We start from the raw sequence: 13,229 nt of genomic DNA on the forward strand, positions 1-13,229 counted from the left end.
AGGGGTTTAGATGACTTTGGATCCGATGGTATCCATCTTGATTATCGCAGTTCTTGCCATAATCATCTTGTCTGTATTCTTAAGCTTTTTCCCGATTATGCTCTGGATTTCCGCGCTGGCTTCGGGCGTGCGGGTCGGGATTATTACGCTGGTTGCGATGCGCCTGCGCCGGGTCGTTCCGAGCCGGATCGTGAATCCGCTCATTAAAGCGACCAAGGCCGGTCTTGGACTGACGATTAACCAGCTGGAGAGCCATTTCTTGGCCGGCGGTAACGTCGACCGCGTCGTTAATGCGCTGATCGCCGCCCAACGTGCGAATATCGAGCTGGTATTCGAGCGCGCGGCAGCTATCGACCTTGCCGGACGCGATGTGCTGCAAGCCGTCCAAATGAGCGTAAATCCTCGCGTAATCGAAACGCCGATCGTTGCGGCGGTTGCCAAGGACGGTATTGAAGTGAAGGTTAAAGCGCGGGTTACGGTCCGCGCCAATATTGACCGTCTTGTCGGCGGTGCCGGCGAAGAAACAATCATTGCGCGCGTCGGCGAGGGGATCGTAACAACCGTCGGTTCCTCGAATTCGCATAAAGACGTCTTGGAGAATCCGGATATGATCTCCCGTACGGTACTCGGCAAAGGATTGGACGCCGGCACGGCGTTCGAAATTCTATCGATCGATATCGCGGACGTCGATGTAGGCAAGAATATCGGTGCCCATCTCCAGACGGAGCAGGCGGAAGCGGACAAACGAATCGCCCAGGCGAAAGCGGAAGAACGCCGCGCGATGGCCGTCGCTCAAGAGCAGGAGATGAAAGCGCGCGTCGTCGAAATGCGCGCCCGCGTCGTAGAATCCGAATCGCAGGTCCCTCTCGCCATGGCCGACGCATTGAAGAATGGCAAGCTCGGCGTTATGGACTATATGAATATGAAGAATATCGAAGCGGACACGCAGATGCGCGGATCCATCGGCAAACCGGAGAGCACTGGCGATAACAAGTCGGATCATTGATGAATCCGACTAGCCCGTCACCGGAAGTAACGCCGCCAGGAGGTGAAAGGCATGCGTGAGATCATTGAGTTTATAACGAACAATTTCTTCGTTGTCGTCGTCGTGGTCGGGTTCATCTTCTCGTTATTCTCCAAGATGAAGAAAGGCGATCCGAACCGCAGGATGCCGGATTTCGGCGGCGGAGGCAATGCAGCGCCGAACCGCCCGCGTCCCGCGGCGGCTGAAACGCCGCAGAGAGAAGAACAACCGCGTCACGAACGCCCCGTCTACACCTCAACCTTCGAGGACGACCGGGCTGACCATTGGGAGTATGAATATGAGACGCCTCGCGCTGACCGTCTCCCTGCAAAGCCTGCGACGGTAAGCTCCATGCCGCCCGCAGCGGCAAGCAGCGTCGCGGGAGCGCGCGAGCAGGGCGGGCGTTCGCTGCGTCTGTCGGACCGGGACGAACTTGCCCGGGCTGTTCTGATGGCCGAGATACTCGGTCCCCCAAGAGCCAAGAAACCGTTTGGCAGACGATAAACAATATCCAACTACTTTTAAGCCGATGAAGCAGAACTACTGCTTCATCGGCTTTTTTGTGCTGTCTCTAGCGGATATTACAGCGGTTTATCCTCCCTGTGCCGGCAGTCTCTCATATTTCCGGAGTTTCCCGCATAGTTTGGTACAGTACGGGAAGGGGGCTTCTGCTCATATGGGCCGCATAAACCGCAGACTGCGCAAAATGGCAGCCGATCTGTTCGACTTGCCGCAGGACGTCGTATTCGATTTGCCAAGGCTGACGATGATCGGAGACCGTCAGCTATACATCGAGAACCATCGCGGCGTGCTGCATTTCTCCAGTGACAAGCTCCGGCTCGCACTAACCAAGGGAGAGCTTGAAATCACCGGCGAAGGGCTCATCATTCGTACGATATGGACGGAAGAAGTGTTCGTGGAAGGTCAAATCAAGCATATCGAAGTCCATGAATAAAGGACTTTCGTTACCGTATAAGGGGGAGAAGGCATGAATGCCTCATGGTTGCAATGGGTACGCGGAATCGTCATCATTCGGGTGCAGGGAGAAAGGCTGGAGGAGTTCGTAAACCGGGCGCTGGCAAGCGGGCTGCAGCTGTGGTCTATTAGCCGGACAAGCGATGGCGGGCTTGTTTGCCATGTCGTGATCGGCGACTTCTTCCGGCTTCGGCCGCTTCTGAAGGAGACAGGCTCCCGCCTGCATATCGTCGCGCGCCGCGGCATGCCGTTCTGGTTCAAGAAGCTGGAGAAACGCCTTTTCTTCGGGATCGGCCTTATTCTTTTTTTCATCGGAATGTACATGCTCTCCTCGCTCATTTGGACGATTGAAGTGAAGGGCAACAACCTGCTGTCTGAAGAGCGGATTTTACAGGTGGCCAAGCAGGAGGGTCTGTACCCGTTCCAATGGTCGTTCCGGTTAACCCCGACCGACGAGCTGTCCAAGCGTATGGCGCAGAAGCTGCCTGGCGCGGCATGGATCGGCGTGGAGAAGCGGGGAACGAAAATAACGATACAGGTCGTAGAAACGACCAAGCCGGCCCCTCTGCCGCTCCTAAGCCCCCGACATTTGGTTGCCTCCACGGATGCGGTCGTCACGGATATACAGGCGGAGACGGGAAGGCCGGTCGTCAAGCGCAATGCGAGGGTAAAGATGGGCGACGTCCTGATCTCGGGAATTCTGGGCGACGCGAACAATACCCGGACTGTTGTAGCCAAGGGCGAGGTTAAAGGGCTTGTATGGCATGAGTATAATATCGTATCCCCGCTGGAACGGAAGGTTAAGGCATATACGGGAGAAAAACGTACGATCTGGTATGCGGTCATCGGAGGCAGGGCGTTAAAGGTCAGCGGCTTCGGCAAGCTCCCCTTCGAGAAATACGAGACGGTCCGTCATATGGAACAGACGACCTGGCGCACGCGAAAACTGCCGATCGGAAGGTTGAAAGAAACGGTATGGGAGGTTCGGGAAGAAACGGTTCCGGTCAGCCCCGAAGAAGCGAAAGCGGCAGGTTTGCTGCAAGCTCGCGCGGATATTATCGCTAAGAACGGACCCAAAACGGTCGTTCGCGCGGAAAACATTTTGCATGAAAAGACGGACAATGGTAAAGTTTATATGAAAGTGCTTTTTGAAGTAGAGCAGTCCATCGCGACTGAAAGGCCGTTAGTTCATATGCAGGGAGAATGAACATTTGCACAATGAGACGAAAGTAGTGAAAATCCCGCTGGAGAGCGGTGCGGAAGGACTGGCGTTGTTCGGTCCGCAGGACAAGTATTTAAGGCTCGTACAAGAACAGATGAAAGCGGACATTATGTCCCGCGAGGCGGAAATTACGATTTCCGGGCCAACCGCCGATGTGGATTCCCTCGAACAGCTGTACACCGTATTGCAGCAATTATTCAGGGGCGGCTACGTTCCGACCGAGCGCGACGTCATGTATGCGCTGGAAATGGCGAAGACGCTGCAAGCAGACCAGCTGCTGGACTTGTTCAAGGCGGAGATTACTTCGACTTACAAGGGGAAACCGATTCGCGTCAAAACAATCGGCCAGCGGCACTATGTGAAGACGATTAAGAAGAAAGACATCGTATTCGGAATCGGCCCGGCCGGTACAGGCAAAACGTATTTGGCGGTCGTCCTGGCCATAGCGGCCTTGAAGGAAGGGTCCGTAAAACGGATCATGCTGACCCGGCCTGCGGTCGAAGCAGGCGAGAACCTCGGCTTTCTGCCCGGCGATCTGCAGGAGAAGGTCGATCCGTACTTGCGCCCGCTGTACGATGCGCTCCATGACGTATTGGGGCCGGATCAGACAGCCAAAGCTTTCGAGCGCGGGCTGATCGAGGTGGCGCCGCTCGCTTATATGCGGGGAAGGACGCTGGACGATTCATTCATTATTTTGGACGAGGCGCAGAACACGACACCCGAGCAAATCAAAATGTTCTTGACCCGTCTCGGGTTCGGCTCGAAGATGGTTATAACCGGCGATGTCACGCAGATCGACCTGCCCAGAGGCCGCAAGTCAGGGTTGATTGAAGCAAGCCGGATTCTGAAGGACATCGAGGAAATCGGATTCATATTATTCTCTGAGCAAGATGTCGTCCGTCACTCGCTTGTTCAAAAGATCATCATGGCGTATAACACGTACGAAGAAGAAACGAATGCGTAAGCTGAGGACTGCACAGGGCAGCGCTTGCTGCTCTGGTTAGTCGGCGATATCCCGAATGCAACATCCAGTAACGGACCGGCCCCGCAGGATTGTAATCAACGAAATGTCCACTGGGCGGTCAGTAACCTTTGGCGTCACCCATCATCGTTTTCGATAGGCTAACCCTATCGGAACCTGCCTAACACAAATCGAGGGGGATGACTCAGGAGGAGGGGATGATAACATGGCAACCGGATGGAAGCACAGCCCAGCCGTCCGCTGGGTGCTGCTGCTTCTGTTTGTCTTATTATTTTACTTCAGTCTTGCGCCGCATCTGCTGCCGAAGACGTATGACATCGTTCAAGGCAAGCCGAGTGACCGCGATATTATCGCCCAGGGGCCCAGCGAGGATAAGAAAGCGACCCTGGAAGCGCAGGAAGCGGCGGCCGAACGGGTTGAACCGATCTATTCGATCGTGGCCCTGCGCCCCGAATCGCTGCTGGAGCAGTTGTTTACGAGACTGGAGCAATTGAATCAAGACGATCAAGTTACAGAGCAGAGCAAGGTTAATATTTACCGGAATGAGATTCCGGAATCCTATATGAACTATATCAACAATTTCGTGCAAGCGAACCGCGGCGACGGGGCTTATAACGATACACTTCTGGAAGAAATGTCCACCACCGTCAAGGCGCAGGCTTACCGCATTCCGGAAGAGACCTTCTATAAGCTTCCTTCGTTAACCCAGACGCAATTGGCGGACATGCGTCCCGTTGGAATCGAAATTGTGCGCAAGCTTATGATGGATCCTCTTCGCGAAGCGGAGACGGCGCGCACCAAGGTGGCGGAGCTCGTTAACGCAAGCTCGCTATCCGAACGCAAAACGCGCGAGATCGTGCAGGAGCTTGCCCGCTTCGCCATTATGCCGAACAAATTTCTGGATAAAGAAGCGACGAATGAAGCGCGCGTCAAGGCCAGAGAGAATACGCCGCCGGTTCTGATCAAGCAGGGCGATGTAATCGTCCAGAAGGGCGAGATGGTAACCAAGGAAGTGTATGACAGGCTGGCCGGTCTTGGCTTGCTGCAGGACAAGAGAACCTATTTGCCGCAGCTGGGGCTGCTGCTGTTGTCGGTCCTCTTCTTGCTAGTCATCTATAGCTATATGGAGAAAGCATCCATTATGAGCGACGGAGCGAACACGCGGTATAATAACGCCCAGCTCGCCATGCTGTGGGTGATCTTCCTGCTTAATGTCGTCGCCATGCAGATTGTCGCGATGACACAAACCGAGAGCATGCCGTATGTGGGTTATCTGGCGCCGACGGCAATGGGGACGATGCTGATCGTCATGCTGCTCGATGTTCAGTTAGCCGTCGTCTGCTCGTTCCTGTTCGCCATATTGAGCAGCGTCATCTTCAATATGAGCTCGGGTCGTTTATTCGATTTCAATTACGGCTTTATGACCGCTGTCATCTCGTTCGCGGCGATCTTCGCCATTCACCGGGCGAGCCAGCGATCCACCATTCTTAAAGCGGGCATTATGGTCAGCTTCTTCGGCTCCGCATCGGTGCTTGCCATGATGTTAATCGGCGAGCTGCCGGGCAAGACGGAGATGATCGCGACGGTGGCGTTCGCATTCGCCGGAGGCTTGCTGACGGCGATATTGGTTATCGGCCTAATGCCGTTCTTTGAAGTATCCTTCGGCATCTTGTCGGCGCTTAAGCTGGTGGAGCTGTCGAATCCGAACCATCCGCTGCTACGCAAATTGCTTACGGAGACACCGGGCACGTATCATCACAGCGTGATGGTCGGGAATCTGTCGGAAGCGGCTGCGGAGTCGATTGGGGCCAACGGGCTGCTATGCCGCGTCGGATCGTTCTACCATGATATCGGCAAGACGAAGCGCCCGAGCTATTTCATCGAGAACCAGTCCAATATGGAGAATCCGCATGATTCCATCGATCCGATGCTGAGCAAATCGATTATTGTCGCACACGCGCGCGACGGTGTGGACATGCTTAAGAGCCATAACATTCCGAAGCGAATACGCGATATAGCGGAGCAGCATCACGGGACGACGTTCCTAAAGTTCTTCTACTACAAAGCGTTGAAGGAAGCGGAGGCGGCCGGCGAACAGCCGGACTTCACGGAAGACGACTTCCGTTATCCGGGCCCGAAGGCGCAATCCAAGGAAGCGGCGATCGTAGGGATCTCGGACTGCGTGGAAGCGGCTGTCCGGAGCTTGCGCAACCCGAACGTGGAACAAATCGAATCGATGATTAACAAGATCATCAAGGACCGGCTCGATGACGGGCAGCTCAGCGATTGCGATCTGACCTTGAAAGAGCTGAATAAAATTGCGCAAACTTTAAAGGAAACGGTTATCGGCATCTTCCATTCGCGGATTGAGTATCCGGAAGATGTGAAACAGAAGGAGCGGCTGGCATGAGTCTGCAGTTGGAATGGAGCAATGATCAAGACCGGATCGCGATTCCGGAATCGTATATAGAGCGTCTCAAGCAGCTTCTCGAAATAGCGGGCGAGGCCGAGGGGATTACGAAAGGCGAGGTGGCGCTCACGTTCGTCGACGACGCGGGCATCCATCAGCTTAACCTGGACTATCGGGGAATCGACCGTCCGACGGACGTCCTCTCCTTCGCGATGCAGGAGGAAACCGACGAAGAGCTGGATATCCTGTATGAGGTGGAAAGCGAAGATGAGGCGCTGCCTTTCGAAGGGGTGCTGGGCGATATCATTATTTCCGCCGAGCGCGCCAAGGCGCAGAGCGAGGAATACGGCCATTCGCTGGAGCGTGAGATCGGCTTCCTGTTCGTTCACGGGTTTCTGCATCTCATCGGTTACGACCATGGGGATGAGGCAAGCGAGGCCGTTATGACGGGGAAACAGGAAGCCGTCCTGAGCAAGGCCGGCTTGTCCCGCTAATGCAGCGGTTTATCCGGAATGCCGGCTACGCTGTAGCCGGCATTGTACATGCTGTGAAGACGCAGCGCCATATGAAGTTTCATCTCGTGGCTGCTGCCGTAGCTGTGACGACGGGTGCCGCATGTCAATTATCGCGGGTGGAATGGATCATGCTCATTCTCGTTATCGCGATGGTTATTGCGGCGGAGCTGCTTAATACCGCAGTCGAAGCCGTTGTCGATCTGGCGAGTCCCGAGCGGCATCCGTTAGCCAAAGCTGCCAAAGATACGGCAGCGGCAGCTGTGCTGGTAACGGCGGTTGCAGCGGCAGTTGTCGGACTGCTGCTGTTCGGCCCCCGCATCTGGTCCGTCATACAAAGATGGTGATATCGGTCACTATGCCATAATAATTGCATCAAGGAGGAGTCGAGCGCGATGAATGAAACACAACAACGGCTGCCGGAAGAATGGCAAGCGCTGCTCGCAGAGGCGGCAATGGCACGCAAGCGCGCCTATGCGCCCTATTCCGGCTTTCAGGTGGGGGCTGCGCTTCTGGATGACAGCGGCCAGGTGCATTACGGCTGCAATGTAGAGAATGGCGCTTACGGCCCGACCAACTGTGCGGAGCGGACGGCATTCTTCCGTGCCATTGCGGACGGCCGGCAGCCGGGTTCATTCTCGGCGATCGCGGTTATTGGCGATACGAACGAGCCGATCACGCCATGCGGCGTATGCAGACAGGTCATGATCGAGCTATGTAAACCGGACATGCCGGTTATTATGGGGAATTTACACGGCGACTGGCGCATTTCGACCGTATCGGAGCTGCTGCCGGGCGCCTTTTCATTGCGTGAAGGAAGGGGAACTGCTGAGCACCATGAGTCAAACGAATAAGAAACAACCCTATCGCTCCGGATTCGTAGCGATTGTCGGCCGCCCTAACGTAGGCAAGTCGACCTTGATCAACGAGATGATTGGACAGAAGATTGCGATCATGTCGGACAAACCGCAGACGACCCGCAACAAAATCCACGGCGTATACACGACAGACGATGCGCAGATCGTTTTCTTGGACACGCCCGGCATTCATAAGCCACAGCACAAGCTCGGCGATTTCATGAACCAGTCGGCTGTTGGCACGCTGGGAGAAGTCGATGCGGCATTGTTTCTCATCGACGTATCGGAAGGGCTAGGGGGCGGAGACCGCTACATCATTGAGCAGCTGAAGAAAGTGAATACGCCGGTGTTCCTCATCATGAACAAAATCGATAAGGTTCATCCCGAGGAGCTTCTGCCGCTGATCGTGCAGTATAAAGAGCTGCATGATTTCAGTGAGGTTATCCCGATTTCGGCCTTGAAAGGGAACAACATTCAGACATTGCTCGACGTGCTTACCGGCTATTTGCCGGAGGGGCCGCAATACTACCCGGCCGATCAAGTGACCGATCATCCGGAGCAATTCGTCTGCGCCGAGCTGGTCCGCGAGAAAATATTGCATCTAACCCGTGAAGAGGTGCCGCATTCGATCGCGGTTGCAATTGAGGATATGCGCGTGAAGGAGAACGGCGTTGTCTATATCGGGGCCGTCATCTATGTCGAACGCGATTCTCAGAAGGGGATTGTGATCGGCAAGCAGGGGGCTCTGCTCAAGGAAGTAGGCAAGCAGGCGCGCCGCGATATCGAGCTGCTGCTCGGCTCGCGCTGCTTCCTGGAGCTTTGGGTCAAAGTGAAGAAGGACTGGCGGAACCATGAACGGACCTTGAAGGATCTCGGCTTCCGGAACGATTAACCATATTCTAGGCAGAATGCCCGTTTATGCTTGGCATAGGAGTGAACGGAATTCCGCATCCTATCTCTGATATCATTTCGTCAGTGGTGGAAGGGGATGAATACGGGTGCGAGATTTTTCGTGGAAGTATTTTACGCTGACCGGGGATGTGGACGCCTTCTTGCTGTATAAGGAAATGGATCAAATCGCTGTTTCCGATACGATGCAGGACGGTGAAGAAGGCTATGGAGCGGCTGACCCCGACGGGGAGGATGTTCCGTTGTAACCGGCCGCGCAGCTGGCGGGAAGTGCTGGATGTACAGCATTCCCGCGGGTAAGGGGAGATTGAGATGCAATACCGGGTCGAAGGCATTGTTATCCGGAGTATGGATTACGGGGAAGGCAACAAGATCGTGACGCTGCTTACGAGCACGCACGGTAAGGTAGGCATCATTATACGCGGCGCCAAAAAATTGAAAAGCCGACACGGGTCGCTAGCCCATCTGTTCACGCATGGCGAGTATCTTTTTTTTCGAAATAGCGGATTAGGCACATTGACGCATGGTGAGATCATTGAATCTCACCATGTTTTGCGTGAACAGCTGGAGCTTGTCGCCTATGCTTCATACGCAGCCGAGCTGACGGACCGCCTGCTCCATGAGGAGGAAGCGAGCGGATTTATTTTTGAACAGCTGAAGGCGTGTCTGACGGCTTTGTCGGAAGGCAAGGATCCGGACATTATTATTCAGCTCTACGAAATGAAGATGCTTCAGATCGCGGGATACGGTCCCGAATTTGACGCATGCACGGTTTGCGATAACGCTGCCGGCTCGATGCGGCTCAGCGCCAGGTCGGGCGGCGTCCTGTGCAGCCGCTGTACGCACCGCGATCCGTCGTCCATACCGCTTAGCGATAGCGCGTTGAAGCTGCTGCGCGTATTCCGAAAGATGGATTTGCGCCGTCTTGGCAGTATTCAAGTCAAGGATGAAACGAAGAAACAGCTGAAGGCTGTTATGCGGCAGCTGATGGATGCGCATATCGGGCTTCCGTTGAAATCGCGCGCTTTTCTGGACCAGCTCGATAAGTATGCGGCAGCGCCCCCCGAACGGGGTAAACCGGAATAATCGCATAGATGGCGTACCAGCCAAGCCCTATAACGGGCTTGGTTTTTTTGTTGTTTCTATACATACGAATACGTTCTCTCATGAGAGTAAGGGTTGGGAAGGAAATTCACTCCAAATTCATAAACGAACAGATATAGTGAAGGTGTTGCGACTATACATAGGGGGAGGACGATGCCTGGACAGCATTCTCGTTGGTGGAGCCGGTTCTGTTCGAAGAGCGTTAATCATGGAAAGCCTGATCTGAATCGACATACTTTTTTTACTATCCATTTGCCGGATTTAACAAAAAAAGGGTGGGAGTGATATCGATGAGCATCACGTATACGGCAGCCGTCGTCGGCTGCGGAGGCATCGCCAGAGCGCATGCGCAAGGGTATGCAGACACAGGGCGGTGCGAGGTAGTAGCTTGCGCGGATATTTTCATGGAATCTGCGATCGCCTTCTCGGAGCAATTCAACGTTCCTCATGTCTTTACGGACTATAAAGAAATGATGGAGCAGATCCGTCCTGATTTAGTAAGCGTGTGCACGCATCATCATCTGCACCATTCGATCACGATGGAGCTGGCTGCTTATAAGCCCAAAGCGATCTATTGCGAGAAGCCGATGGCGCTCACCATGGCGGAAGCCAATGAGATGGCGGCGATCTGCGAAGAGAATGATGTGATGCTGATCATCGGACATCAGCGCAGGTACGGCGCACAATACGCAGCGGCGAAAGAGCTTCTGGACCAGGGGCAGATCGGAGAGCTGCACCATATGGAATGCTACGCCCATCCTTGGACAAGTTTGCTTGTGGATGGAACGCATTCCATCGACCTGCTGCGGTATTACAACAACGATAATCCGATTTCCTGGGTTTTCGGCCAGGTTGATGCATCCGGCGGCAGCTTCCGTTTCGGCCATCCCAATGAATCCGCATCTCTGGCTATGTTCGGCTTCGACAATGGCGTGCGGGCAACGTTGACGACAGGCGGGTTCTCACGGTCACGCTCCGCATACCCGGCCCGTGACGCCGAATCGCTGGGCAGTTATGTAGCGCCATCCGGCTATCACCGGATCGTGCTGCACGGCACGACGGGACGGATCGAAATCGATGGCGATGACGTTGTAAACGGCAGGCCGATTGTCCGTATTCATCGCGGGGGACAAGAGGAAGGATTCAAGGTGCCGTTCAAGTCGGTCAATTCCATTGAGCGCGTCGTTACGGATTTAATTCATACGCTGGAGGACGGGAAACCCCATCTGCTGAATGCCCAGTCGGGCCGGGCCGCGTTAGAAGTCATCGTCGCCATCTTCCAGTCCGCAGAAGAGAGGAAGATTGTCTATCTTCCTCTGACGGAGGAGCGCAACCCCTTGTTCGAGCTTCTGAAGGATCAAATCAAAGCTTAAAAAGGAGCGATCAACATGCGTCTGGGTATCGTTATTCATTCGATGGGACTGCCCCATCACGACATCGTCGGCGCGCTGCGCCGCTGTCAGGAGCTAGGCATCATGGCGCTTCAATGCGGTTCGGAGCCGCTCCATGATCCGGTTTACTTCAATGAAGTGAAGGCGATCATCGAGGACACGGGCATAGAATTAATCATCGGCTTCGGCGACCGTTATATCGAACATGCCGATAAACAGCCGACAGACGGGTTCGTCCGGCTCGTCGAGACGATCTGCATGCCCTTGAAGGTGACGCGGATTCCGACCTGCTCGACGCATCACCGCTGGAGGCAGGATCCGCCGCTTGCACAGCAGCTGGATCGGATGGGGGCGGCACTGCACAATCTATGCGAGGCGGCGAAGCCGTATGGTGTCCGGATTGCGGTAGAGAACCATGCCGATTACCGGGGCAGCGATCTGGTGCAGATGTTCAAGCAGGTCAATCATCCGTCGCTTGGCGCGCAGCTGGATACGGGCAATGCTTATTCGGTTGCCGAAGATCCTCTCACGGCCGCCATGGCGCTGGCTCCTTACACGATATCGACCCATATAAAGGATATGACGGTCCGCCCCTTGACCGAGGGGGAATGGATTAAAGTGAAGGGCTGCGGCATTGGCGAAGGGGATGTTGATTTTCGGGGAATCGTCGATATTCTAACCGAGCATTGCCCGGAAGCCGACGATTTGCCTTATAATCTGGAAATAGAGCCTCCGCCGGGCGCGGATCTTCCCGCTTTGACGGAGAGCGGAGTGGCTTACACCATGAAGCATCTGTCGCACGCCATTCGATCGAACAAACGATATTAAGGGGCGATAACGATGAGAGTAGGCATTGCCGGGTTAGACAGCTTCTTCTTCAGTCAGATGTATACGGGAGCCTTGCAGTCCATCCCGGGGATCGAAGTCGCAGGCTGTACGACCTTGGGTGTAAGCGAAGATGAAATTGTGAACAATGCCGGGCTTACTTCGGCGGAATTCGGCGCTAAATTCAATATTCCGGTCTATTCGCAGCTGGAGGAACTTCTGGAGAAAGAGAAAATCGATGCTGTCTGCATCACAACACGTCCTACCGCCATACCGGGCATCATGAAGAAGCTGGCCGAGAGCGGCATCCATGTGTTTGCCTCGAAGCCCGTTGCGGTTCATGCCGAAGGGCTGCAGGTGCTGGAATCCATCGCGAAGAGCTCTTCAACGGTCGTATCGGCGGGATTGACAGCGCGATTCGAACCAGCCTTCATTCAAGCGCGTGAACGCGTCCGGAATGGCGACATTGGGGCGCCTACCGCCATCCGTGTGCTGCATCAGCATGGCATGCTGAAGTTCTGGCCGGCCAAAAGCTGGTATTACGAAGAGGCCGAAGGCGGAATTGAGCATTTTCTGGCCTGGTACTGCCTGGATCTGCTGCGTTGGTTTTCGGATCAGGAGATCGTTCAAATCTATGGGTTTGCCGGAAAAACAGTCGATCATGAGAGTCCGCATGCGGACGTATTGAAGGCGGTCTGCCGGATGTCCTCAGGAACGCTGGGCTCGTTCGATGTTTTGTTCAATGTATCCTACCCCTATCCTTCTAATGAAATTGAAATTATCGGCACGCATGGCGCAATCAGGGTGCAGCAGGACCAAGCCGACGGACAGGTCTTCACGAAGGATGGAAGGCAGTCCTTCGGCAGAACGAATCCCGATACCTTAACGGGCGAACTGGCGGCATGGGCAGCGGCTTGCCGCGGAGAATCGCAGAGATGCATCGATCTACCGGCGATTGTTCAGCTTGTGAAATCCAGTCTGTCGCTGAGGGAGCATCTTTCGAGCCAGAGGTAAGCGA

At 54.8% G+C, this 13,229-nt stretch carries 15 protein-coding genes; all 15 read left to right on the top strand.

Annotation, left to right across the window (positions count from 1 at the left end; genetic code table 11):
• The first annotated feature begins 10 nt into the window (after nucleotides 1-10).
• Nucleotides 11-1,006: a flotillin-like protein FloA gene (floA, locus tag L1F29_RS10130; protein WP_309252390.1), complete on the top strand. Its 996-nt coding sequence runs from the start codon at nucleotides 11-13 to the stop codon at nucleotides 1,004-1,006.
• A gap of 51 nt (nucleotides 1,007-1,057) precedes the next feature.
• Nucleotides 1,058-1,528: a YqfB family membrane protein gene (locus L1F29_RS10135; RefSeq protein ID WP_258388195.1), complete on the top strand. Its 471-nt coding sequence runs from the start codon at nucleotides 1,058-1,060 to the stop codon at nucleotides 1,526-1,528.
• 172 nt (nucleotides 1,529-1,700) lie between these two features.
• A complete protein-coding gene (gene yqfC / locus L1F29_RS10140) occupies nucleotides 1,701-1,979 on the top strand; it encodes a sporulation protein YqfC (RefSeq protein WP_258388196.1) in 279 nt (92 codons plus the stop codon).
• Nucleotides 1,980-2,012: 33 nt separating this feature from the next.
• Complete coding sequence (yqfD, locus tag L1F29_RS10145; protein ID WP_258388197.1) at nucleotides 2,013-3,206, top strand: sporulation protein YqfD; 1,194 nt, start codon at nucleotides 2,013-2,015, stop codon at nucleotides 3,204-3,206.
• A 4-nt stretch (nucleotides 3,207-3,210) separates the two neighbouring features.
• The gene (locus L1F29_RS10150; RefSeq protein ID WP_258388198.1) at nucleotides 3,211-4,185 is read left to right on the top strand and encodes a PhoH family protein; all 975 of its coding nucleotides are present in this window, start codon (nucleotides 3,211-3,213) and stop codon (nucleotides 4,183-4,185) included.
• Between the two features lie 223 nt (nucleotides 4,186-4,408).
• Nucleotides 4,409-6,613, top strand: a complete 2,205-nt coding sequence (locus L1F29_RS10155; RefSeq protein ID WP_258388199.1) for an HD family phosphohydrolase — start codon at nucleotides 4,409-4,411, stop codon at nucleotides 6,611-6,613.
• Entirely contained in the window at nucleotides 6,610-7,107 is a 498-nt protein-coding gene (gene ybeY, locus L1F29_RS10160) for an rRNA maturation RNase YbeY (protein ID WP_258388200.1), read from the top strand. Before L1F29_RS10155 ends, ybeY begins: the two co-directional genes overlap by 4 nt.
• Nucleotides 7,107-7,472, top strand: coding sequence for a diacylglycerol kinase (locus L1F29_RS10165; protein ID WP_258388201.1), 366 nt, complete (start codon nucleotides 7,107-7,109; stop codon nucleotides 7,470-7,472). Before ybeY ends, L1F29_RS10165 begins: the two co-directional genes overlap by 1 nt.
• Nucleotides 7,473-7,520: 48 nt before the next feature.
• Nucleotides 7,521-7,979, top strand: coding sequence for a cytidine deaminase (gene cdd / locus L1F29_RS10170; RefSeq protein WP_258388202.1), 459 nt, complete (start codon nucleotides 7,521-7,523; stop codon nucleotides 7,977-7,979).
• On the top strand, nucleotides 7,963-8,874 hold the full coding sequence (gene era, locus L1F29_RS10175; protein WP_258388203.1) for a GTPase Era: 912 nt from the start codon (nucleotides 7,963-7,965) through the stop codon (nucleotides 8,872-8,874). Before cdd ends, era begins: the two co-directional genes overlap by 17 nt.
• Nucleotides 8,875-8,980: 106 nt before the next feature.
• Entirely contained in the window at nucleotides 8,981-9,139 is a 159-nt protein-coding gene (locus L1F29_RS10180; RefSeq protein WP_258388204.1) for a YqzL family protein, read from the top strand.
• A 64-nt stretch (nucleotides 9,140-9,203) separates the two neighbouring features.
• Nucleotides 9,204-9,977, top strand: a complete 774-nt coding sequence (gene recO, locus L1F29_RS10185) for a DNA repair protein RecO (RefSeq protein ID WP_258388205.1) — start codon at nucleotides 9,204-9,206, stop codon at nucleotides 9,975-9,977.
• A 308-nt stretch (nucleotides 9,978-10,285) separates the two neighbouring features.
• On the top strand, nucleotides 10,286-11,368 hold the full coding sequence (locus L1F29_RS10190) for a Gfo/Idh/MocA family protein (protein WP_258388206.1): 1,083 nt from the start codon (nucleotides 10,286-10,288) through the stop codon (nucleotides 11,366-11,368).
• 15 nt (nucleotides 11,369-11,383) lie between these two features.
• The gene (locus tag L1F29_RS10195) at nucleotides 11,384-12,214 is read left to right on the top strand and encodes a sugar phosphate isomerase/epimerase family protein (RefSeq protein ID WP_258388207.1); all 831 of its coding nucleotides are present in this window, start codon (nucleotides 11,384-11,386) and stop codon (nucleotides 12,212-12,214) included.
• Between the two features lie 12 nt (nucleotides 12,215-12,226).
• The gene (locus L1F29_RS10200; RefSeq protein WP_258388208.1) at nucleotides 12,227-13,225 is read left to right on the top strand and encodes a Gfo/Idh/MocA family protein; all 999 of its coding nucleotides are present in this window, start codon (nucleotides 12,227-12,229) and stop codon (nucleotides 13,223-13,225) included.
• Nucleotides 13,226-13,229: the final 4 nt, after the last annotated feature.

It is taken from the genome of Paenibacillus spongiae (assembly GCF_024734895.1).
Classification (GTDB): Bacteria; Bacillota; Bacilli; order Paenibacillales; family Paenibacillaceae; genus Paenibacillus_Z; species Paenibacillus_Z spongiae.

Bases quoted from the DNA above. Each gene is read 5' to 3' on its own strand.
- floA (WP_309252390.1), top strand. From the start codon at position 11: ATGACTTTGGATCCGATGGTATCCATCTTGATTATCGCAGTTCTTGCC.
- L1F29_RS10135 (WP_258388195.1), top strand. From the start codon at position 1,058: ATGCGTGAGATCATTGAGTTTATAACGAACAATTTCTTCGTTGTCGTC.
- yqfC (WP_258388196.1), top strand. From the start codon at position 1,701: ATGGGCCGCATAAACCGCAGACTGCGCAAAATGGCAGCCGATCTGTTC.
- yqfD (WP_258388197.1), top strand. From the start codon at position 2,013: ATGAATGCCTCATGGTTGCAATGGGTACGCGGAATCGTCATCATTCGG.
- L1F29_RS10155 (WP_258388199.1), top strand. From the start codon at position 4,409: ATGGCAACCGGATGGAAGCACAGCCCAGCCGTCCGCTGGGTGCTGCTG.
- ybeY (WP_258388200.1), top strand. From the start codon at position 6,610: ATGAGTCTGCAGTTGGAATGGAGCAATGATCAAGACCGGATCGCGATT.
- L1F29_RS10165 (WP_258388201.1), top strand. From the start codon at position 7,107: ATGCAGCGGTTTATCCGGAATGCCGGCTACGCTGTAGCCGGCATTGTA.
- cdd (WP_258388202.1), top strand. From the start codon at position 7,521: ATGAATGAAACACAACAACGGCTGCCGGAAGAATGGCAAGCGCTGCTC.
- era (WP_258388203.1), top strand. From the start codon at position 7,963: ATGAGTCAAACGAATAAGAAACAACCCTATCGCTCCGGATTCGTAGCG.
- recO (WP_258388205.1), top strand. From the start codon at position 9,204: ATGCAATACCGGGTCGAAGGCATTGTTATCCGGAGTATGGATTACGGG.
- L1F29_RS10190 (WP_258388206.1), top strand. From the start codon at position 10,286: ATGAGCATCACGTATACGGCAGCCGTCGTCGGCTGCGGAGGCATCGCC.
- L1F29_RS10195 (WP_258388207.1), top strand. From the start codon at position 11,384: ATGCGTCTGGGTATCGTTATTCATTCGATGGGACTGCCCCATCACGAC.
- L1F29_RS10200 (WP_258388208.1), top strand. From the start codon at position 12,227: ATGAGAGTAGGCATTGCCGGGTTAGACAGCTTCTTCTTCAGTCAGATG.